This is a genomic window from Rhizobium sophoriradicis, assembly GCF_025200795.1.
Lineage (GTDB): Bacteria > Pseudomonadota > Alphaproteobacteria > Rhizobiales > Rhizobiaceae > Rhizobium > Rhizobium sophoriradicis.
Window position 1 is genome coordinate 2,994,096 of sequence record NZ_CP104152.1, and the last position, 20,589, is coordinate 3,014,684.

The 20,589-nt window shown below is 61.6% G+C and carries 17 protein-coding genes; 7 read left to right on the forward strand and 10 right to left on the reverse strand.

The features are described 5' to 3' along the window. The first annotated feature begins 139 nt into the window (after window positions 1-139). The gene (locus N2597_RS14900) at window positions 140-448 is read left to right on the forward strand and encodes a hypothetical protein (protein WP_106795518.1); all 309 of its coding nucleotides are present in this window, start codon (window positions 140-142) and stop codon (window positions 446-448) included. A 119-nt stretch (window positions 449-567) separates the two neighbouring features. On the opposite strand, the gene N2597_RS14905 is transcribed toward N2597_RS14900, so the two are convergent. Both N2597_RS14905 and N2597_RS14910 read right to left on the reverse strand, forming a co-directional pair. Then, complete coding sequence (locus N2597_RS14905) at window positions 568-1,953, reverse strand: MFS transporter (RefSeq protein ID WP_183599899.1); 1,386 nt, start codon at window positions 1,951-1,953, stop codon at window positions 568-570. 196 nt (window positions 1,954-2,149) lie between these two features. Beyond that, window positions 2,150-3,097 (reverse strand): dihydrodipicolinate synthase family protein, encoded by a 948-nt coding sequence (locus N2597_RS14910; protein WP_183599897.1) that lies wholly within the window; start codon window positions 3,095-3,097, stop codon window positions 2,150-2,152. Window positions 3,098-3,259: 162 nt separating this feature from the next. Here N2597_RS14910 and N2597_RS14915 point away from each other — a divergent pair, with 162 nt between their 5' ends. The 3 genes from N2597_RS14915 (at window position 3,260) to N2597_RS14925 (ending at window position 7,360) form a co-directional block, all read left to right on the forward strand. Further along, the gene (locus N2597_RS14915; protein WP_183599895.1) at window positions 3,260-4,288 is read left to right on the forward strand and encodes a LacI family DNA-binding transcriptional regulator; all 1,029 of its coding nucleotides are present in this window, start codon (window positions 3,260-3,262) and stop codon (window positions 4,286-4,288) included. Between the two features lie 20 nt (window positions 4,289-4,308). Continuing rightward, on the forward strand, window positions 4,309-5,412 hold the full coding sequence (locus N2597_RS14920) for a DNA alkylation repair protein (RefSeq protein WP_183599893.1): 1,104 nt from the start codon (window positions 4,309-4,311) through the stop codon (window positions 5,410-5,412). 256 nt (window positions 5,413-5,668) lie between these two features. Next, on the forward strand, window positions 5,669-7,360 hold the full coding sequence (locus tag N2597_RS14925) for a DEAD/DEAH box helicase (RefSeq protein ID WP_183599913.1): 1,692 nt from the start codon (window positions 5,669-5,671) through the stop codon (window positions 7,358-7,360). 53 nt (window positions 7,361-7,413) lie between these two features. On the opposite strand, the gene N2597_RS14930 is transcribed toward N2597_RS14925, so the two are convergent. Next, window positions 7,414-8,316, reverse strand: a complete 903-nt coding sequence (locus N2597_RS14930; protein ID WP_183599891.1) for a DMT family transporter — start codon at window positions 8,314-8,316, stop codon at window positions 7,414-7,416. Window positions 8,317-9,161: 845 nt separating this feature from the next. Between N2597_RS14930 and N2597_RS14935 the strand changes: the two genes are divergently transcribed. From N2597_RS14935 to N2597_RS14945, 3 genes are read left to right on the forward strand one after another with little or no spacing between them, the layout of a single operon-like run. Then, entirely contained in the window at window positions 9,162-10,571 is a 1,410-nt protein-coding gene (locus N2597_RS14935; RefSeq protein ID WP_038690624.1) for a circularly permuted type 2 ATP-grasp protein, read from the forward strand. After that, entirely contained in the window at window positions 10,571-11,512 is a 942-nt protein-coding gene (locus tag N2597_RS14940) for an alpha-E domain-containing protein (protein WP_038690626.1), read from the forward strand. Before N2597_RS14935 ends, N2597_RS14940 begins: the two co-directional genes overlap by 1 nt. A gap of 12 nt (window positions 11,513-11,524) precedes the next feature. Further along, window positions 11,525-12,349 (forward strand): transglutaminase family protein, encoded by an 825-nt coding sequence (locus tag N2597_RS14945; RefSeq protein WP_077989947.1) that lies wholly within the window; start codon window positions 11,525-11,527, stop codon window positions 12,347-12,349. A 224-nt stretch (window positions 12,350-12,573) separates the two neighbouring features. On the opposite strand, the gene N2597_RS14950 is transcribed toward N2597_RS14945, so the two are convergent. The 7 genes from N2597_RS14950 to mmsA all read right to left on the reverse strand — a co-directional run bounded on the left by N2597_RS14950 (window position 12,574) and on the right by mmsA (window position 20,504). Further along, window positions 12,574-12,984: a type II toxin-antitoxin system VapC family toxin gene (locus tag N2597_RS14950; RefSeq protein WP_077989946.1), complete on the reverse strand. Its 411-nt coding sequence runs from the start codon at window positions 12,982-12,984 to the stop codon at window positions 12,574-12,576. After that, window positions 12,981-13,223 (reverse strand): type II toxin-antitoxin system Phd/YefM family antitoxin, encoded by a 243-nt coding sequence (locus N2597_RS14955; RefSeq protein ID WP_183599889.1) that lies wholly within the window; start codon window positions 13,221-13,223, stop codon window positions 12,981-12,983. The genes N2597_RS14950 and N2597_RS14955 overlap by 4 nt, the downstream gene beginning before the upstream one ends. A 120-nt stretch (window positions 13,224-13,343) precedes the next feature. Then, window positions 13,344-15,083, reverse strand: a complete 1,740-nt coding sequence (gene araD, locus N2597_RS14960; protein WP_183599887.1) for an L-arabinonate dehydratase — start codon at window positions 15,081-15,083, stop codon at window positions 13,344-13,346. Window positions 15,084-15,145: 62 nt separating this feature from the next. Then, window positions 15,146-16,579: an aldehyde dehydrogenase family protein gene (locus tag N2597_RS14965; RefSeq protein WP_183599885.1), complete on the reverse strand. Its 1,434-nt coding sequence runs from the start codon at window positions 16,577-16,579 to the stop codon at window positions 15,146-15,148. Window positions 16,580-16,649: 70 nt separating this feature from the next. Continuing rightward, window positions 16,650-17,645 (reverse strand): AraD1 family protein, encoded by a 996-nt coding sequence (gene araD1, locus N2597_RS14970; RefSeq protein ID WP_183599884.1) that lies wholly within the window; start codon window positions 17,643-17,645, stop codon window positions 16,650-16,652. 118 nt (window positions 17,646-17,763) lie between these two features. Beyond that, the gene (mmsB, locus tag N2597_RS14975) at window positions 17,764-18,969 is read right to left on the reverse strand and encodes a multiple monosaccharide ABC transporter permease (RefSeq protein ID WP_038690640.1); all 1,206 of its coding nucleotides are present in this window, start codon (window positions 18,967-18,969) and stop codon (window positions 17,764-17,766) included. Continuing rightward, window positions 18,966-20,504, reverse strand: coding sequence for a multiple monosaccharide ABC transporter ATP-binding protein (gene mmsA / locus N2597_RS14980; RefSeq protein ID WP_077989943.1), 1,539 nt, complete (start codon window positions 20,502-20,504; stop codon window positions 18,966-18,968). The genes mmsB and mmsA overlap by 4 nt, the downstream gene beginning before the upstream one ends. Window positions 20,505-20,589 lie beyond the last annotated feature (85 nt).

Genomic DNA, 20,589 nt, shown 5'->3' on the forward strand with positions numbered 1-20,589 from the left:
GTGCCTTGTCACGTCGGCAGCCGTTGAAATCATGACGAAAATTTAATGCGGCAAGCGCTTGCGCGGCCATCGCTCCGCCGCGATCAGGGCAGAGTCTGGAGATGGCTTATAGAAGCCAGTCCAAATCAAGGAAAATACCATGTCCGTTCTTCATAAGACCATGGCGACGGGCCTGATTGCGCTGACCTTTGCCGGCGCCTCGCTCGCCACTGCCACCACCGCCGATGCCCGTCCGCGCGATGCCTTCTGGGGCGGCCTTGCCGCCGGCGTCGTCGGCGGCGCTCTGCTGTCGGAAGCCGCTCGCCCCGCCTACCCCGTTTATCCGGCTTATCCTGTTTATCGTCCCTATCCCGTCTACCGGACCTATTACCGGCCGCACTATTGCCATATCGAATGGCGGCACGATCGCTGGGGCGAGCCCTATCGCGTCAAGGTTTGCCCCGAATAGAGAAAACCGCATTCCGGAGCTGTCTGACCTCCCCGGCGGCGCCGGTTTGCTAGTTACGACGAGCTGATCTGGCGGGCTTTCACCCGCCAGATTGATCGTTTGCACCGGAGTTGTATTCGTTACGGAGAAAGCTCCTCCAGAACGCGCCCCTTGGTTTCTACGGCAAACAGCATCGTGACGATCGCCCCGACAATCAGGATGGCTGCGAAACTCGCGAAGACATATTGGATGCCCAGGGAAGACATCAGCGTGCCGACGATGATCGGGCCGGTCGACGAACCAAGGCGAAGCCAGGCGCTGCCGGTTCCTGTTCCGAGCGCCCTGAGGCGCGTCGGGTAGATTTCCGCCGAATAGAGATAGAGCGAGAAAGTGACGGTCTGGACGATGGCATAGGCAAGTCCGCCAAGCACCAGAACCTGAATGGCGGAGGTTGCGCCGAGCCATGCGAGCACCAGAAGCGGCAGCGGAGCCAGAAGCAGCGCGCCGGTGTACCAGCGCTTGCGCCCCACCTTGTCGATGAGCAGCGCGCAGATGACGGCGGCGATCACGCCTCCGATCGACGTCAGGAATCCATAGAAGATGCTCGTTTGCAGCGGAAGGTTGAAGACCTGCCGGTAGAGCGTCGGCAGCCATGTAATCGTGCCGTTGGCGACCGTATAGGCAGTAAACCACATGGCCCAGATGGAGAGCGTCCGCTTCAGGTAAATGCCCTGGAAGAGCTCCCGCCAGTCGGATGTGCGACGGACGGGCGCCTGGACTCGCTTCGGTTCAGGCAGCTCCTTGCCGGCTGCGCGAGCACTCTCTTCCATACGGGTGACGATGGCGTCGGTTTCTTCGTAGCGACCGTTTGCGGCTAGCCAGCGCGGCGACTCCTTCAGGAACCAGCGCAACGGGATCATCAGGACCGCGGGAACGAGGCCGACGACGAACATCGCCTTCCAGCCGTAGACCGGCACCATGAAGTAGCCGATCAGCCCGGCGCCGACCAGGCCGAGCAGGAACATGACCTCGTAGAGAAGGAAGAACTTGCCGCGCCCCTTCGATCCGATCAGCTCATTGATATAGGCGCTGGCGACAGGCACCTCACCGCCCGTGCCGATCCCCTGGACGAACCGGAAGGCCATCATCATGCCGGCGCCGGCGGCAAACAGGCAGGCGACATCCATGCTGACGAAGAGCAGGATCGTGAACAGAAGAACTTTCAGCCGGCCGATCTTTTCGGCGAGCCAGCCGAACAGGACGGCGCCGATCAATTGGCCGAGATAGCCCATCGACAGGATCATGCCGGTCTGTGAGGGGCTGAGCCCCCACTCGCGCACGAGCACGGGCATGGCATAAGCAATGGCGATCACTGTATAGCCGTCGAAAAAAGTGGCTGCGCCGATGATATTGCGCGCCCAGAAGACCTCGCGGGTGATGGGAAGACGCTCCAGGCGAGCGCTGATTTCGGCATGTTGATCAGCGGCATCCGCCGCCTCTGCCGGCATAGGCTTCATGATATTCATTGGTTCCTCCTTCTCGCCCCGTGGCTACCACTCTCCCGGCCAGGGGCGCTCCTGTTCAATGTTTATTGCTGCGTGTCAGCTTGTCCTGTCAGTGCAATGGGCTTCAAAAGGAAATGCCATCTTCGGCAAAGGCTGCTTTCCACCGGCCTCCCATCGGAATGACGCTCCTGCGGCATGCGCAGGAGCGTCGACTGCATCACTCGGCAGCCAGGAGCTGGTCGACGCGGCCGATGCCGGCGGCGTCGAAGGCGGCAAAGATTTCCGCTTCGGCCTTTTCGCCAAGGTCTTTCAGCGGCTCGCGGATCGTCGCATGATCGAGCATACCGCGATGCACGAGGCCGAGTTTGAGCGCCACGGTGCCTTCCATGTGGGAGCCGCGGTGATAGACGGCCCGCGTCACCGGCAGAAGGCGTTCGAAAATCTTCCGGGCCTCCGGATAGTTCTGCGCCTTGCCCGCCTTGATCAAGTCGATCAGTAGTTCCGGCGCGATATTGCCGTAGCCGACCAGCAGGCCGTCGACGTCGAACATGGTCGGCAGCAGCCATTCGTCGTGGCAGCTCAGAACCTGAAGATTGGGGTTGGCCTTCTTCAGTTCCGGAATCTCGACGTACCAGCGCTTCATATTGCGCACGCCGTTCTTGGTAGCGACGACGCCTTCCTGCGTGGCGATCGCCAGCTGCGTCTCGAGATCATAGGATGCCTTGGTGGCGTCAGGATATTGGAACAGGATGCACTGCAGGCCGGATTCCTGCCAGATCGCCTTGTAGCGATCCTGGGGAGCGCCCTTCTGAAAGCCGAAGCGCAGCCAGCCATGGTTGGGATAGACCAGCGCACCGGTGGCGCCGGCGGCCTTGCACTTTTTCGCCTCTTCGGCAGCAACCCTGGTACCTTCACCGGTAATCCCGGCAATGATCGGCACGGCGCCGTCGACCGCCTCGACATAGGTGCGGATAAGAGCAAGGCGCTCTTCCTCGGTAAGGAAAGTGCCTTCGCCGGCATGGCCGAGAATGACGAGGCTTTTGACGCCTTCCATCGAAACCAGCCATTTGGCGATCTTTGTGTTGGCCTCGTGATCGACTTCGCCGTCGCGAGTGAAGGCGGTAACGGGCGCCGGGCTCAGCCCGCGCAGATCCATCGGTTGCATCTTGATCTCCTCCTTTGCGATCGCTACTCATTCACGATTAGCGACGGGATCGTTAGTGGGAACGTTCCCACTATCGTTCTCGAATTCTCTGGAGTCAATTCTTTTTTTGGTGCATGTTCGCAAACGGCGCCCGACTACCGCGACTCGAACGGAAAAGCTTTAATGAATCTAAAGGCGGACGAAATCCCCGGTCAAAGCCGCGTCACCATTCTTGACGTGGCTGCCGCAGCCGGCGTTTCCAAATCCACCGTATCCCGCATCCTGGACGAGCGGCTTCCCCGCTCCGACAGCGAGACCGCCCGGCGCGTTCGCAAGGTGGCTGAAGAGCTTGGCTATGTCAGGGACGTTTCGGCAGCGAGCCTCAGACGCGGCAACACCATGACGGTCGGCGTGATCGTGCCGAGGCTGACGGATACGGTCATGGCCATGCTTTACGAAGCGCTCGCGAAAGCCTGCGGCCGTACCGGCCGCTTCGCTATTGTCGCCACCACCGACGACAAGCCGAAGGCCGACCGGCTTGCCGCCGAGTCTCTGCTGAGACGCGGCGTCGATGGACTGATCCTTTCCACGGCGCGGGAAGACGACGACTTTCCTGACGAGCTGGCGAGACGCGGTGTTCCCTATGTGCTGGCGCTGCGAACCGACGGCCACAGCCTCTCCTCGGTCGGCGATGACAGGCTGGGCGGCTACCTCGCCGCGCGCCACCTGCTCGACCTCGGCCATCGCAGGATCGGCGTCATTGCCGGCCCGTCCTATGCCTCCAGTTCGCGAGGCCGCGTGGAGGGTTTCAGCCAAGCATTCAAAGAAGCGGGACTGGCTGTGGATCCCTCGTGCATCATCCCCTCGACATTCGGCATCGAGTCCGGCGCCGCAGCCGTCGAGACGCTGATGAACCTCAGCCCACGCCCGACCGCTATTTTTGCCGTCAACGACAATACCGCCATCGGCGCCTTGTCGGGGTTGACCAAACTTGGCCTTTCCGTACCGCAGGATATTTCGATCGTCGGTTACAACGACATCCCGATCGTCAGCCATCTCCCCACACCGCTCACCACGTTGCGTGTGCCGTTCGAGCAGATCGCTGCAAATGCCCTTGATCTCCTTGCGGGTGATGGCGGTTCCGTCGACGACCGCATCCGGATTTCGGCTCCGACACTCATTCCCAGGAAATCGACAGCGCCGCTGCGCTGAAAGATCGCGAGAGGATCAGCATGCCGGAACCACTCAAGAACCTGCTGCATGCGGCGCTGGTCGGCGATATGGCAGACCGCATCGCCGCCAATGCGCCGGCCTTCGACGAGGAGCGTTTCATGCGGTTGGCGACCGATGGGCTCGATTCGCTGGAGCTGATGGAACGTTCGACGCTGATCCGCGACGCGCTGTTTGCCACCCTTCCCGACGATTTTATCGAAGCAGCCGCCATCCTGAAGGCAAGCCTGCCTGCATCAGGCAGACACGGGCTGACAGGCTGGATGCTGCTGCCGGTCAACCAGTTCATCGCTGCGCGCGGCCCCGATCATTTCGAGCTTGGCCTCGATCTCCTCAAGGCGCTGACGCCGCATTTCACCGCCGAATTCGGTATCCGTCCTTTCATCCATTGCGACCAGCAGCGCGCGCTCGCGGTCATCTCCGGCTGGGTCGATGATCCCGACCAGCATGTGCGCCGGCTGGCTAGCGAGGGAACGCGGCCGCGTCTGCCCTGGGCCATGCGCCTGCCGCAGCTCGTCAAGGATCCCGCGCCAATCCTGCCGATCCTGACCGCGCTGATGGACGATCCGGAAGATTATGTGCGCCGCTCCGTTGCCAATAGCCTGAACGATATCGCCAAGGATCATCCGGATCTGGTCGCCGCCTTCATAGCCGGCCATATCCAGGGGGCCTCCACCGAACGCCGCCGGCTGCTGAAACATGCCTCGCGCACGCTCCTGAAGAAGGGCCATGCTCAGGCGCTCGCCAATTTCGGCTTCAGCGCATCCGCGTCGCTCGAATGTGAACTGCGCCTCATCAACGGCGAGGTAATGTTCGGTGAAGGGCTGGATTTCGCAATCCGGGTGACCAATGCCGGTAAGGCCGCGCAAACGGTCATGATCGACTACGCTATCCACCATGTGAAGGCTGACGGCTCGCTGGCACCGAAAGTCTTCAAGTGCAAGACGATCCTGCTTGCGCCCGGGCAGAGCCAGGCGATCGAGCGCCGCCACGCCATGCGGCCGATCACGACACGGCGCTATTATCCCGGGCAACACCGCATCGCCATCCTCGTCAATGGCGCGGAAAGCGCGTCGCAAAGCTTTGTGCTTGTAATGCCCGACTAAGTTCCACCAGAGGCTTTCTTGTGCACTGCACTTGACTTTCCACGCGAACTAGCCCAAATGCAGCTCAGCTTTCACCCTTCCGGCCGCCGCGTGAGCGTGCCCCTGTTCAAAAATACGGACGCAGGAAGAAGGGACAAAAGCGCATTTCGATAGAGGCCGCGCTCCCATTAGCGGCCAGAAGCGCTGGAAAGCTTTTTCCAACTCACAAGTTCCCACTTCACGCGGGGTTCTTGACGCCAGAATGAAACCGGATCGCATGGTGCGTTCCGGCCATAGTCGTTGTGGCGCCCCGAAAGGTTATACCTTGACTAATTTTGAATCGCTTGGTGTCTCCAAGCCGATCGTCGCCACCTTGTTCCAGCTCGGCATCGAAACGCCGACCCCGATCCAGGAAGAGGCCATCCCCCTCCTCCTGCAGGGCCGAGACCTGATTGGTCTTGCCCAGACCGGCACCGGCAAAACCGCCGCCTTCGGCCTGCCGCTTATCGAAAAGCTGCTTGCCGATGAGCGTCGACCCGACAACCGCACGACGCGGACGCTGATCCTGGCGCCGACCCGCGAACTGGTGAACCAGATCGCCGACAATCTGAAGAAATTCATCCGCAAATCGCCGCTGCGCATCAATGTCGTCGTTGGCGGCGTCTCCATCAACAAGCAGCAGCTTCAGCTGGAAAAAGGCACCGATGTCCTGGTCGCCACCCCCGGCCGCCTGCTCGATCTCGTCAATCGCCGCGCCATCACCCTGACGACCGTGCGCTACCTGGTGCTCGATGAAGCCGACCAGATGCTGGACCTCGGTTTCGTGCATGATCTGCGCAAGATCGCCAAGCTGGTCCCGAAGAAGCGCCAGACCATGCTGTTTTCGGCCACCATGCCGAAGGCGATCGCCGATCTCGCCGGCGAATATCTTGTCGATCCAGTCAAGGTCGAAGTCACACCTCCGGGCAAGGCTGCCGACAAGGTCGAGCAGTATGTGCATTTCGTCGCCGGCAAGAACGACAAGACCGAACTGCTGCGCAAGTCGCTGACCGAAAACCCCGACGGCCGCGCCATCGTCTTCCTGCGCACCAAGCACGGTGCCGAGAAGCTGATGAAGCATCTCGACAATATCGGCTATTCCGTCGCCTCGATCCACGGCAACAAGAGCCAGGGCCAGCGCGAGCGGGCGCTGAAGGCCTTTCGTGACGGCAGCATCAAGACGCTGATCGCCACCGACGTTGCCGCCCGCGGCATCGACATTCCTGCCGTCAGCCACGTCTACAACTACGACCTGCCCGAAGTGCCCGACGCCTATGTCCATCGCATTGGCCGCACCGCGCGCGCCGGCCGCGACGGCATCGCCATTGCCTTCTGCGCCCCCGACGAAGCCAAGCTGCTGCGTGATATCGAGCGGCTGATGGGCATCGACATCGCAGTCGCAAGCGGCGAACCGCCGGCCAATATCGGCAATAGCGGCCCCCGCCGCGGCAACGGCAATGGCAACAACCGCAACCGCGGTGGCGGCCATGGTCGCGAAGGTCAAGGTCGCGAAGGCCAGGGTCGCGGCGAAGGCCGTGGCGATGCGAACCGCTCGGAACATCGCGGCAGCCGCCAGGAACGCCGCCCGCGTCCCGAACGCACAGGCCGCAACGAGGACTTCCGCGGCCAGCGCCGCGGCGAAGCGGCCCCGGACCTTGGCCCCGACAATGATCTGGTCTCGACCTCCGACTTCCGCCCCTCGGCAAAGCCGCAGCGTCCCGCACATCACAGCGCTCACGCCAATGGCGAGCCGAGTGGACATCACCGCGGCAATAACCGTCACGCCCACGGCCGCCCGGCCCGAAAGCACGGCGAAGACCGCGGCCAGCATCAGGCCCAGGGCGGCGAACCGCGCCGTGAGGGCAATGGCGGCAATCGCCGCGGCGGCTCCGGCTCCCGCAATGGTGGCCAGCGCCGCGAACGCGCCTGATCATCGATCGATTGAAAAGTGGAAAGGCCGGGTTTTCTCCGGCCTTTTGCTATTTATGCTTCCACAGGTTTGCGGCGTTCGACCGCCTTGCGGTTGGTCATATAGACGCCGACGACCACGATCACCGTACCCAGAATCAACGGCACGGTCAGCGGTTCCCCGAAGGCGATGAAGGCTTCGAAAGCGACGGCTGGCGGCATCAGATAGATCAGCGAGGCGGCGCGGGAGACCTGCCCCCGGCGGATCAGATAAAGCAGCAGCCCGACACCACCCATCGACAGTCCGAAGACCGACCAGATCAGCGCGGCAAAGGCCTGCGCGGTGCCGTCGAATTGCTGATGCTCGAAGATCAGCGAAAGCGGCAGACTGAGAATCAATGCCCCGACATATTGCAGCGTCGCGATCGACCTGAGATCGCCGGATTGCAGGTGCTTCTTCTGGTAGAGCGTGCCGTAGGTGACGGCCCCCATGGCGATAAGGTTGATCGCCAGCGGCAGCGCCGCATGCGTGAGATCGGCGGTCGCCGGATCGAGGAGTTTCGGCGAAATGGCAATGGCAATGCCGATGAAGCCGAAGACAAGGCCGAGTTTCTGCGTCTGCTGCAACCGCTCGCCGACGAGAAACGGAGCCGCCATCGCCGTTAATAACGGCTGCAGCGCCGCGATGATACCCGATATGCCGGCCGGCACGCCATTGGCAATCGCCCACCAGAGGCCGGCGAGATAAAAGCCGTGCAGGAAGAAACCGGAATAAACGGCCCGCAGCGCCGTCACCCGGCTTTTCGGCCATTCCGCCCCGGTCGCCAGGCAAAAGGCGAGGAACGCCAAGGCCGACAGCGCGTAACGTATCGAAAGGAAGGTGAAAGGCTCGGAATGCAGCGCCGCATATTTCGCCACCACCCAGCCCGTGGACCAGAGCAGGACGAAAACGGCGGGGGCGAAGCGGTCGAGGGACATGGGGCTGCTCAGCGGAAAAGAGTTCGCCGTGCTGATAGCTGCAGCCGACGGTCGCAGTCAAAGGCGAAGCGTTGATGCTTATTTGAAATTTCGCTGATGGTGAGGACGCCGACCGGCCGGAAGATGATACTTTCAACATGACGAACAAGCCTGTCGGAAGCTCGCCAGCATGCTGCAGCAGTGAGGATTCGCCGGCGCTCCCCCACACTCCACCTCATCCTGTGCTCGTCACAGGAATCCAGTGCGCCCAAGTCCTTGGGCGCGGGAGACTCCCTTCACGCGGACGCGCGGTGAATGGATTCCAGGCTCAAGGCCTGGAATGACGGAGGTTGGCGGTGTTGCCGCCAAACGAGCCGTTGACGTTTCGGACCGCAGGCAGTGATCCCGCCCGTTATAGCGCCGCCTTCGACCAGCGACCGGCCTCGTACGCTGCGCCGACGGCGAGTTTGGCGCAAGTGCAACCCTCACCCTCCGTCATTCCAGGCCTTGAGCCTGGAATCCACGTCTCCACCCTCCGTCCTGCTCGGCCTTGAGCTGAGCATCCACACCGCATCCTCCAGCGACAATAGACAGGTCGCATCTTCTCTTGCTCCCTCCTGTGCTCGCCACGGGAATGAGCGTGTGGTGAGGCCATGCTCCCTTCTCTGTCGAACTAAAAACAACCACATGCTCACTTTTTACGCAGGTCTCAACGGCAAGACCATCGGCCACTCCACGCCCCACCCTCGAACACCCGATTTCCCACCCCTTTTCCCGCAGCGCAAAATCCTTTCCCCGAACTGCGCATGGTTCTTGCATTGCAATTTGCGTTGTATTCAAATGAACAAAAAAGGGGAGCCGCACCTTTGGCATTTGACGAAATGATTACCGGGGACGAAAGTCCTCGCCCGCCTTATGAAAAATATTTCGAGTGGTACAATAGCCAAGACCGGTCGCATCTGATTGCCAAGTCCCGCGATGCGGAAAACATCTTCCGGAAGACCGGCATCACCTTCGCGGTCTACGGCCACGCGGACAGTTCCGAAAAGCTCATCCCCTTCGACATCATTCCCCGCATCATCTCCGCCCGCGAATGGCGCAAGCTTGCCCAGGGAATCGAGCAGCGGGTGATCGCCCTCAACGCCTTCCTCGACGATATCTACCATAAGCAGGAGATCATCCGTGCCGGCCGCGTTCCGCGCGAGCTGATCGAACACAATGTCGCCTTTCTGTCCGAGATGATCGGCTTCCGCCCGCCCGGCGGCGTCTATACCCATATCGTCGGCACCGACATCGTGCGCACCGGCGAGGATCAGTTCTACGTGCTGGAAGACAATGCCCGCACGCCTTCCGGGGTCAGCTACATGCTGGAAAACCGGGAAACCATGATGCAGATGTTCCCGGAACTCTTCCATGAGAACAAGGTGCAGCGAGTCGAAGACTATCCCTATCTGCTGCGCCAGAGCCTTGCGTCGCTCGCACCTCCCGGCTGCACCGGCAAGCCGCGCGTCGCGGTGCTGACCCCCGGCATCTATAATTCGGCCTATTACGAGCATTCCTTCCTCGCCGACATGATGGGTGTCGAACTGGTCGAGGGCTCGGATCTGCGCGTCATCGACGGCAAGGTGAAAATGCGCACGACCCGCGGCTACGAGGCCATCGACGTGCTCTACCGCCGCGTCGACGACGACTTCCTCGATCCCCTGACCTTCCGAGCCGATTCCGCGCTCGGCATCCCCGGCATCATGGACGTCTACCGCTCCGGCAATATCACCATTGCCAACGCGCCCGGCACCGGCATTTGCGACGACAAGGCGATCTATTCCTACATGCCGGAGATCGTCGAATTCTACACCGGCAGCAAGGCGCTGCTCGAAAACGTGCCGACCTGGCGCTGCTCGGAAGCATCAAGCCTGAAATACGTGCTCGAGCACCTGGAGGAGCTGGTCGTCAAGGAAGTGCACGGCTCCGGCGGCTACGGCATGCTTGTGGGACCGACGGCGTCGAAGAAAGAGCGCGCCGATTTCGCCGAAAAACTGAAAGCCAAGCCGAACAACTACATCGCCCAGCCGACGCTGTCGCTCTCCACCGTACCGATCCTCGTCAACAAGGGCATTGCGCCGCGCCACGTCGATCTGCGCCCCTATGTGCTCGTCTCCGACAAAGTTCAGATCATTCCGGGCGGGCTCACCCGCGTGGCGCTGAAACAAGGCTCTCTGGTGGTCAATTCCAGCCAGGGCGGCGGCACCAAAGACACCTGGGTATTGGAGGACTGATGCTCGGAAGAACTGCAAACGGCCTCTACTGGATGTTCCGATACATCGAGCGCGCCGAAAATATCGCCCGCCTGGTCGACGCCGGACTGCGCATGTCACTGACCCGCAGCAGCGCCGGCGACGACAACTGGGATGGCGTGCTGCAAAGTGCTGGCGTGCGCGAGGCTTATGACGAGGGCCACGCGAAGCTGACGAATGCCGATGCGATCGATTATCTCCTGCGCGATCGCGCCAATCCGTCGAGCGTCATGTCCTGTATCGAGTCCGGCCGCAACAATGCCCGCATGGTGCGCACCGCGCTGACGCGCGAGACCTGGGAAGCGACCAACGAATGCTGGATCGACCTGAAGTCGCTGCTCGAAAAGCGCGTCAAGCCGGCCGAGATGCCCGAGGTGATCGACGCCATCAAGCGCCGCGCCGGCCTGATCCGCGGTGCCTTCCACGGTTCGACGCTGCGCAATGAGCTCTATAACTTTGCCCGCATCGGCACCTTCATTGAGCGGGCCGATAATACCAGCCGCATCCTCGACGTGAAATATTACGTGCTGCTGCCCTCGGTCTCGGCGGTCGGCTCCTCGCTCGACAATGTGCAGTGGGAATCGATCCTGCGCTCGGTCTCCGCCCACCGCGCCTATAGCTGGGCCTATGACGGCGAATACCGGGCGATGAACATTGCCGACTTCCTGACGCTGAACGTCCAGATGCCGCGTTCGCTCGCCTATTGCTACGAAAAGATCGTCAGCAATCTCGGCTATCTCGCCCAGGATTACGAGGCACGCCTGCCTGCCCACGATACCGCCGATGCGATTCGCACCACGCTGCAGACGCGGGCGATCCGCGACATCATGGATCAGGGCCTGCACGAATTCCTGGAGGATTTCGTCTCGCGCAACAACCAGCTCGGCGCGGAAATTTCCGACGGCTACCGGTTCTATGTTTAAGCGGATCAGACCATGAGACTGAAGATCAGCCACCTCACCGAATACCGCTACGACGAACCGGCGCAGTTCTCGCTGCAGCGCCTCAGGCTGACGCCGCCGACATCAGCTGCTCAGAAGGTGCTCGGATGGTCGTTGAACGTCGAGGGCGCCACACCCGAGGTGGAGTATGACGACCAGTACGGCAACCACGTCAATCTGGTCTCGCTGGAAGGCGCGCAGCACGTGACGCGCATCTTGGCCGAGGGCGAGATCGAGACGGCGGACAATAATGGTGTCACCGGCCCGCACACCGGCTTCTGCCCGCTTTGGCTCTTCCTGCGCGAGACGCCGCTGACCAAGGGCGGCAAGCTGGTCAAGGAACTCGTCAAGAGCGTCGGTGGCGACAACGAGCTTGCCCGCATGCATGCGCTGATGGCGGCAATCCATGAGACTGTCGACTATAAGCCAGGCACCAGCAACGCCGCGACGACGGCCGAACAGGCGCTCGAGAAGAAGAGTGGCGTCTGCCAGGACCATGCGCACATCTTCGTTTCCGCCGCCCGCGCCCTGCACGTCCCGGCCCGTTACGTCTCCGGCTATCTGATGATGGAGGAAAAGATCGAACAGGCGGCGACCCATGCCTGGGCCGAGGCCCATATTCCCGGCCTCGGCTGGGTCGGCTTCGATCCCGCCAACGAGATCTGCCCGGACGCCCGCTACGTCAGGATCGCCTCCGGCCTCTGCTACCGCGACGCCGCGCCGATCTCCGGCATGCGCATCGGCACGCCGGGCGAAACCCTGTCGGTCACCGTGAAGGTGGAAGATAGTGGGCAGATGCAAAGCCAGAGCCAGAGCTGAGGGCTCCGCGAAGGCTGCAAACCAGCTTCGGCTCGTCCGGAAACTTGACCGCTGCGCTCAAGCGGCGGGCGTTCCTGGCCCATCGAACGTGTTTATGAAGGAAAGCAGGCTGCAGCGGGTCGCATTTCGACCCGCCTGCGTCGCGCCTTCCGCCGCAAACGGCCTGCGATCTGCACGTCTTTCGAATAAGGATGAACACCGCATGGCGCCTAAGTCCCGATCAGCTAGCCCGCAGCAAGAGCCTGCAGGTGGCCGCGCGCACCGTAGCTGAGGATCGCCTGATCGGCTGTAAGCAGCGGGACACGATGGAAACGGGCCGTGGCGACGATGATGCGGTCGGCGGGGTCGGCATGAAACTCGCCGGGCAGCCTGACGCTGTCTACCGCGATGGACGGCTCGATCGGCGCAAGCTGGAGTCCGGGCAGAGACAGCGCGCTGTCGACCCATCGCCCGACTTCGTCGCCAAGCGCCAGGCGCCCCTTCTGCACCAGCATCGCGATTTCCCAGGGTGTGATCGCCGACACCAGGATCCGGCTTTTCCCAATCATCTCGTCGATGATGCGTCGGGCTTGCGCGCCAAGACGGGCATCGTCCTGCATTGTCCAGACGAGAACATGCGTATCGATGACGATCAACGGAGGGAGTCCCAATCTTCCGGTTCAACGACCGGAGACAGCGGATCGTCATAGCGCACAACGCTGCCCTTCATCGCCCCGATGATGCTCTTGCGGCTGCCGGTGTCAGGTGCCGGCGAAAGCACCGCCACCGGTTTGCCCCGCTTGGTGATGACGATGGATTCATCATCGTCCCGCATCTGATCGATCAGATTCAGGCACTTCGCCTTAAATTCAGCCGCACCGACGACCTTGGACATGACCATATCTCCTGTACACTTGTACAAGATATAATACCATATCGGTATTGAACAAGGGCAAAGGAAAAGGCGGGGCTCTCACCCGCCTTTTCAACGATCCAATTTCGGATGCGTCCCTACTCAGTGGCTGTCCTTGCCGACCGCGTTTCCGCGACATCCCTTGAGGAAGTCGAGGTCGGCGCCGGTATCAGCGCCTTCGACATGCTGCTGGTGAAGGTAGGCATAGCCCGATGTCGGCAGGTCATGGTTCGGCTGCCATTCGGCAAGCCGCCACGCCAGTTCCTCGTCTGATATGTCGAGATGCAGGCGACGGTTCGGCACGTCGAGTTCGATCATGTCGCCGTTTTTCACGACCGCGAGCGGTCCGCCGACGGCGGCTTCCGGCGAGGTGTGCAGCACGACGGTGCCATAGGCCGTTCCGGACATGCGGGCGTCGGAAATGCGCACCATGTCGAGGATGCCCTTCTTCAGCACCTTCGGCGGCAGTCCCATATTGCCGACTTCGGCCATGCCCGGATAGCCCTTCGGCCCGCAGTTTTTCATGACCATGACGCAGGTCTCGTCGATGTCGAGATTGTCGTCATTGATCTTGGCCTTGTAGTCGTCGATATCCTCGAACACGACTGCCCTGCCCTTGTGCACCAGGAGATGCGGCGAGGCAGCCGAAGGCTTCAGCACCGCGCCCTTCGGTGCGAGATTGCCGCGCAGCACGACGATGCCGCCCGACGAGGTCAGCGCCTTTTCGGCAGGCAGAATGACGTCTTCGTTCCAGTTGACGACGTCCTTGACCTCGTCCCAGACGGTTTCGCCGGAGACCGTCAGCGCCTCCTTGTGCAGCAGCCCGGCTTCGCCGAGCCGCTTCAGCACGACAGGCAGGCCGCCGGCATAGAAGAACTCTTCCATCAGGTATTTGCCCGACGGCATCAGGTTGACGATGGTCGGCACGTCGCGGCCGCAGCGGTCCCAGTCGTCGAGCGAAAGATCGATGCCAACGCGGCCGGCGATGGCGAGCAGGTGGATAACGGCATTGGTCGATCCGCCGATCGCCGCATTGGTGCGGATGGCGTTTTCGAAAGCCTGCTTCGTCATGATCTCGGACGGCTTCAGGTCGTCCTTGACCATCTGCACGATGCGGCGGCCGGTGAGCTGCGCCATCACCTTGCGGCGGGAATCGACGCCGGGGATCGCGGCATTGCCTGATAGCGCCATGCCGAGCGCTTCGGCCATCGACGCCATCGTCGAGGCGGTGCCCATGGTGTTGCAGGTGCCCGACGAGCGGCTCATCGAAGCTTCGGCTTCGAGGAACTCGGCCTGCGTCATCTCGCCCGCCTTCACCATCTCGGAGAACTTCCACAGATGGGTGCCGGAGCCGACGCGCTCGCCGCGGAAATAGCCGTTCAGCATCGGTCCGCCGGTGACGACGATCGACGGCAGGTCGCAGGAGGCCGCACCCATCAGCAGCGACGGCGTGGTCTTGTCGCAGCCGACGAGGAGCACGCAGCCATCCATCGGCTGGCCGCGGATCGCTTCTTCCACCGCGAGCGCGGCAAGGTTGCGGTACATCATCGCGGTCGGGCGGAAGGTGTTTTCGGAGGCCGAGAATACCGGCACCTCAAGCGGGAAACCGCCGGCTTCCCAGACGCCCGCCTTCACCTTCTCGGCGAGCTCTCTCAGATGACCGTTGCACGGGGTCATATCCGACCAGGTGTTGAGGATGCCGATCACCGGCCGTCCATCGAACAGGTCGTGCGGATAACCCTGGTTCTTAAGCCAGCCGCGATGATAAATCACGTCGCGGCTCGTGCCGCCGTACCATTCCTGCGACCTCAGCCGGCGCGGCCATTCCGCTTTCTTTTTCATTTTCTCTGTCCTTCAGGTGAATTGCCGGGCCGCCTCGTACGGCCCGGGTCATCGGATATGTCTCAAGCCAGCGTGTAGGCGGTCTTGACCACGGTAAAGAATTCGCTCGCATACTTGCCCTGCTCGCGCGGACCATAGGACGAACCCTTGCGGCCGCCGAACGGCACGTGGAAGTCGACGCCCGCCGTCGGCAGGTTGACCATGACCATGCCGGCCTCGGCGTTGCGCTTGAAATGCGTCGCATGTTTCAAGCTGGTCGTGGCGATGCCGGCCGAAAGCCCGAACGGCGTGTCGTTGGCCGTCGCCAGCGCCTCGTCGTAGTCCTTGACCCTGATTACCGAGACAACGGGCCCGAAGATCTCCTCGCGTGAAATCCGCATCTGGTTGGTGGCTTCAGTAAACAGCGTCGGCTGCAGGTAGAAGCCGGGCGTCTCGCGGGAAATGACCTCGCCGCCGAAGGCGAGCTTGGCGCCTTCCTTCTTGCCGATCTCGATATAGTCGGTATCGGTCTTCAGCTGCCGCTCGTCGACAACAGGGCCGATATGGGTGCCGGCCTTCAAAGCGTTGTCGACGACCAGCGTCTTCAGCTTGTCGGTCAATGCGGCGACGAACTTGTCGTGAATGCCTACGGTAACGATCAGGCGCGAGGACGCGGTGCAGCGTTGGCCTGTGGAGAAAAAGCCGGAATTGGCGGCGGCTTCGACGGCGACCGAGAGGTCGGCGTCGTCGAGCACGACCATCGGGTTCTTGCCGCCCATCTCGAGCTGGAACTTGCGGTTATGCTCGATCGAGGCGGCGGCAACGCGGCGGCCGGTGCCGGTGGAACCGGTGAAGGTGATGCCGGCAACATCAGGGCTTTCCAGCATCGCCTGGCCGACGACCGAGCCCTTGCCCATGACGAGGTTCAGAACGCCCTTTGGCAGGCCGGCACGGTTGAGGATGTCGACGATCGCCCAGGAACAGGCCGGCACCAATTCGGCCGGCTTGAAGACGATGGTGTTGCCGTAGCAGAGCGCCGGCGCGATCTTCCAGGCCGGAATAGCGATCGGGAAATTCCATGGCGTGATGATGCCGATGACGCCGAGCGCTTCGCGGGTGATCTCGACGCCAATGTTCGGACGCACCGACGGGATGACCTCGCCGGCGAGCCGCAGGGCTTCGCCTGCGAAGAATTCGAAGATCTGCGAGGCACGGATGACTTCGCCGGTGGCTTCCGGCAGGGTCTTGCCTTCTTCGCGAGCGAGCAGCGCGCCGAGCTCGTCCTTGCGCGCCATGATCTCGTCGCCCGTCTTCTTCAGGATGACATGACGTTCCCAGATGCCCGAGCGCGACCAGGCCGGAAAGGCGGCCTTGGCGGCGGCGATGGCGTTCTTGGTATCTTCGGCGCTGCCGTCGGCATAGAGACCGACGACTTCGTTGGTGTCGGACGGATTGATGTTCTTCGTCGCATTCGTGCCGACCCATTCGCCGGCGATCAGGTTTTGATAAATGGTCATGGGCTCAACAAGCCTCCTTTACCGTTTACAAACACGGCCCGGCCGCGGACGCGGACCCGGCCTCGAAAAATCAGAGTTGCTTGACGAAAATCTCTTCCTCGGCCGCCACCTTCAGCGGATTGCGCAGCGGCAGGCCGAATTCGTCGACTTCGATCTCGAAGACGTCGCCCTCTTCCGTCTTGATGCCGTCGGCGAAGGATAGCGTCGCCGTGCCGAACATATGGACATGGACATCGCCCGGAACCCGGAAGAGGCCATATTTGAAATGGTGATATTCGAGGTTGGCGAAGGTGTGCGACATGTTCGCTTCGCCCGACAGGAAGGGCTTTTCGAAGATCACCTTGTCGCCGCGCTTGATGCGTGAGGTGCCACGGATGTCGTCGGGGGCCGCACCGATACGGATTTCCGGACCATAGGCGGCCGGGCGCAGCTTCGAGTGGGCGAGGAAGAGATAGTTGATCCGCTCGGTGACATGATCGGAAAACTCGTTCGAAAGGGCAAAGCCGATGCGGAACGGTGTTCCGTCTGTGGCGATGACGTAGATGCCGGCCATTTCAGGCTCTTCGCCGCCGTCGAGCGCGAAGGAGGGTGAGACGAGCGGGGCGCCGGGGGCAGCCGCGCCATAGCCGTTGCCCTTGTAGAACCATTCCGGCTGCACGCCCTTTTCGCCGGATTTCGGCTTGCCGTTCTCGAGACCCATCTTGAACATCTTCATCGAGTCGGTCAGCGTTTCCTCGGCCGCCTCGGTGGTTTTCTTGTGCATGGAATCGCGGGTGGCGGCGGAGCCGAGATGCGTGAGGCCCGTGCCGGTCAGATGCAGATGGGCGGCGTCCGGATGGGTGATCGGCGGCAGGAAGCGGCCTTCCGCATAGGCTTTCTCAAGATCGACGGCATCGCCGTAGCCATGCGCCTCGATGACCGCGGCCAGCGACTTGCCGCCGTCGGCGGCGTCCATTGCCAGCGCATAGACGCTGCCGGCGTTGTTGACCGATCTCGCAGCGCCGCCCTGCTCGCGCACGGCGACGACGATCTCTCCGTTGGCACCCTTGATCTGGGAAATAAGCACGACTTTGATCCTTCTCGTTTCCGCGAAGACAGAAAAGCTCCGCCTGTCCGGCTCCCTCAGGAGCCGGAATCCATCATTCATATGACTGCGAATGCCGGGGCTGGCGCCTTTTGAGCGCTCAGCCCTTGTTCTTGTTGTAGACGTCGAAGAACACGGCGGCGAGAAGCACCGCACCCTTGACCATCTGCTGGAAGTCGATGCCGAGGCCGACGATCGACATGCCGTTGTTCATGACGCCCATGATGAACGCACCGATGACCGCGCCGGTGATCTTGCCGACGCCGCCGGATGCCGAGGCGCCGCCGATGAAGCAGGCCGCGATCACGTCAAGCTCGAAGCCGACGCCAGCCTTCGGCGTTGCCGAGTTCAGGCGGAGAGCGACGATCATGCCGGCAAGGCCCGCAAGTACGCCCATGTTGACGAAGGTGTAGAAGCTGAGGCGCTGCGTGTTGATGCCCGAAAGCTTGGTCGCCTTTTCATTGCCGCCCATGGCATAGATGCGGCGGCCGATCGTCGTGCGCTTGGTGACGAAAGCATAGATCGCGATTAGCACCAGCATGACGACGAGAACGTTCGGCAGGCCCCTGTAGCTGGACAGGAGATAGCCGAGCCACAGAATGGCGACAGAAACGACCAAGTTCTGGGCGATGAAGAAGCCCATCGGCTCGACGTCGATCCCGTGGCTCTCGTTCACCCTGCGGCGGCGCCATGCGAGATAGAAGAGGATGACCGGCAGGATCACCGTCAGGATCAGTGAGGTCGACTGGACGGGTGTGCCGAAGACGTCGATCATGTCGCCCGGCAGGAAGCCGGTGCTGATGACCTGAAATTCCTTCGGGAACGGGCCGATGTTCTTGCCGTTCAGCACCGTCAGCGTCAGGCCGCGGAAGACGAGCATGCCGGCCAGCGTCACGATGAAGGACGGAATGCGGTGATAGGCGATGAAATAGCCCTGCGCCGCGCCGATGATGCCGCCGACGATGAGACAAATCAAACCGGCGACCCAGAAATTCATGCCCCATGTCACGGTGAAGATTGCCGCGAGCGCGCCGACGAAGGCGACGATCGAACCGACCGACAGGTCGATATGCCCAGCCACGATGACGAGCAGCATGCCGAGCGCCATGATGACGATGAACGAATTCTGCAGGACGAGGTTCGTCAGGTTGACCGGCTTGAAGAGGATGCCGCCGGTGTAGAACTGGAAGAATACCATGATCGCGACGAGCGCGATGAGCATGCCGTATTCACGAATGTTGCCGCGGATGTAATCGGCAACGGAAACGACGTTGCTTTCCTCGGTTGCTGGGTTGACCGGAGTCATTGTCTCTTCTCCCCTGAGCGCATGATAGCGCGCATGATGGTTTCCTGGCTTGCTTCTCCCTTCGGCAGTTCGGCGACAATGCGTCCTTCGTTCATCACGTAGATGCGGTCACAAGTGCCAAGCAGTTCGGGCATTTCCGATGAGATCATCAGAACGCCCTTCCCATCGGCGGCAAGCTGGTTGATGATAGTATAAATTTCGTACTTTGCGCCAACGTCGATGCCTCGGGTAGGCTCGTCGAGGATCAAAATCTCGGGATCGGAGAACAGCCACTTCGACAGCACCACTTTTTGCTGGTTGCCGCCGGAAAGATTGACCGTTTCCTGGAAGATGCCGTGCGAGCGAATGCGCAGCTTCGACCGGTAATCGGTCGCGACCTTCATCTCCTTGATGTCGTCGATGACGCTGTTGTTCGAAATTCCGTCGAGATTGGCAAGCGTGGTATTGTGCAGGATCGTGTCGTTGAGCACGAGGCCGAGCTGTTTGCGGTCCTCGGTGACATAGGCAAGGCCTGCATCGATCGCCTTGCGCACGGTGCTGACATCGACGGCCTTGCCGTCGACGAAGACCTCGCCGCTGATCTTGTGCCCGTAGGATTTGCCGAAGACGCTCATGGCGAATTCGGTGCGGCCCGCGCCCATCAGGCCGGCAATGCCGACAACCTCGCCCTTGCGAACATTGACGTTGATGTTGTGCAGCACCTGGCGGTCGCGGTGATGCTGGTGGTAGGCGTTCCAGTTCTTAACTTCGAAGATCGTCTCGCCGATCGGCACCGAGCGCGGCGGATAACGGTCGGCGAGGTCGCGGCCCACCATGTTCTTGATGATGATGTCTTCGCTGATCTCGTCGGCGTGACAGTCGAGCGTCTTGACGGTCATGCCGTCGCGCAGGACCGTGATCTGGTCGGCGACCTTGCGGATCTCGTTCAGCTTGTGGGAAATGATGATCGAGGTGATGCCCTGGTTGCGGAACTCGATCAGCAGATTGAGCAGCGCGTCGGAATCCTTCTCGTTCAGCGAGGCTGTGGGCTCGTCGAGGATGAGCAGCTTCACGCTCTTCGACAGCGCCTTGGCGATCTCTACGAGCTGCTGCTTGCCGACGCCGATATCGGTGACCAGCGTATTCGGGGATTCGCGCAGGCCGACCTTCTGCAGCAGCTGTTTCGTGCGGTTATACGTCTCTTCCCAGCTGATCACGCCCTTCTTGGCGTTCTCGTTGCCGAGGAAGATATTTTCGCCGATCGACAGCAATGGCACGAGCGCCAGTTCCTGGTGAATGATGACGATGCCGATTTCTTCGGAATCCTTCAGGACCTTGAAGTGGCGCGTCTCGCCTTCATAGACGATGTCGCCTTCATAGCTTCCTGTCGGATAGACGCCTGAGAGCACTTTCATCAGGGTCGATTTGCCGGCCCCGTTTTCGCCCACCAATGCGTGGATCTCACCCTGGCGAACCTTGAGGTTCACGTTCTCCAGCGCCTTGACGCCCGGGAACGTCTTGGTGATGCTCCGCATTTCGAGGATGGTATTGTCCATAGTCAAAGTTCCAGCGCCTTGAGCCGCCGAGCGGCTTGGCGATCATAAAATCGAAGGCCGGAACCCGCAAGCACGCGGGCTCCGG

Excerpts from the sequence above, each read along its gene's own strand:
- N2597_RS14900 (WP_106795518.1), top strand. The coding sequence starts at position 140 with ATGTCCGTTCTTCATAAGACCATGGCGACGGGCCTGATTGCGCTGACC.
- N2597_RS14905 (WP_183599899.1), bottom strand. The coding sequence starts at position 1,953 with ATGAATATCATGAAGCCTATGCCGGCAGAGGCGGCGGATGCCGCTGAT.
- N2597_RS14910 (WP_183599897.1), bottom strand. The coding sequence starts at position 3,097 with ATGCAACCGATGGATCTGCGCGGGCTGAGCCCGGCGCCCGTTACCGCC.
- N2597_RS14915 (WP_183599895.1), top strand. The coding sequence starts at position 3,260 with ATGAATCTAAAGGCGGACGAAATCCCCGGTCAAAGCCGCGTCACCATT.
- N2597_RS14920 (WP_183599893.1), top strand. The coding sequence starts at position 4,309 with ATGCCGGAACCACTCAAGAACCTGCTGCATGCGGCGCTGGTCGGCGAT.
- N2597_RS14925 (WP_183599913.1), top strand. The coding sequence starts at position 5,669 with ATGGTGCGTTCCGGCCATAGTCGTTGTGGCGCCCCGAAAGGTTATACC.
- N2597_RS14930 (WP_183599891.1), bottom strand. The coding sequence starts at position 8,316 with ATGTCCCTCGACCGCTTCGCCCCCGCCGTTTTCGTCCTGCTCTGGTCC.
- N2597_RS14940 (WP_038690626.1), top strand. The coding sequence starts at position 10,571 with ATGCTCGGAAGAACTGCAAACGGCCTCTACTGGATGTTCCGATACATC.
- N2597_RS14945 (WP_077989947.1), top strand. The coding sequence starts at position 11,525 with ATGAGACTGAAGATCAGCCACCTCACCGAATACCGCTACGACGAACCG.
- N2597_RS14955 (WP_183599889.1), bottom strand. The coding sequence starts at position 13,223 with ATGTCCAAGGTCGTCGGTGCGGCTGAATTTAAGGCGAAGTGCCTGAAT.
- araD (WP_183599887.1), bottom strand. The coding sequence starts at position 15,083 with ATGAAAAAGAAAGCGGAATGGCCGCGCCGGCTGAGGTCGCAGGAATGG.
- N2597_RS14965 (WP_183599885.1), bottom strand. The coding sequence starts at position 16,579 with ATGACCATTTATCAAAACCTGATCGCCGGCGAATGGGTCGGCACGAAT.
- mmsB (WP_038690640.1), bottom strand. The coding sequence starts at position 18,969 with ATGACTCCGGTCAACCCAGCAACCGAGGAAAGCAACGTCGTTTCCGTT.
- mmsA (WP_077989943.1), bottom strand. The coding sequence starts at position 20,504 with ATGGACAATACCATCCTCGAAATGCGGAGCATCACCAAGACGTTCCCG.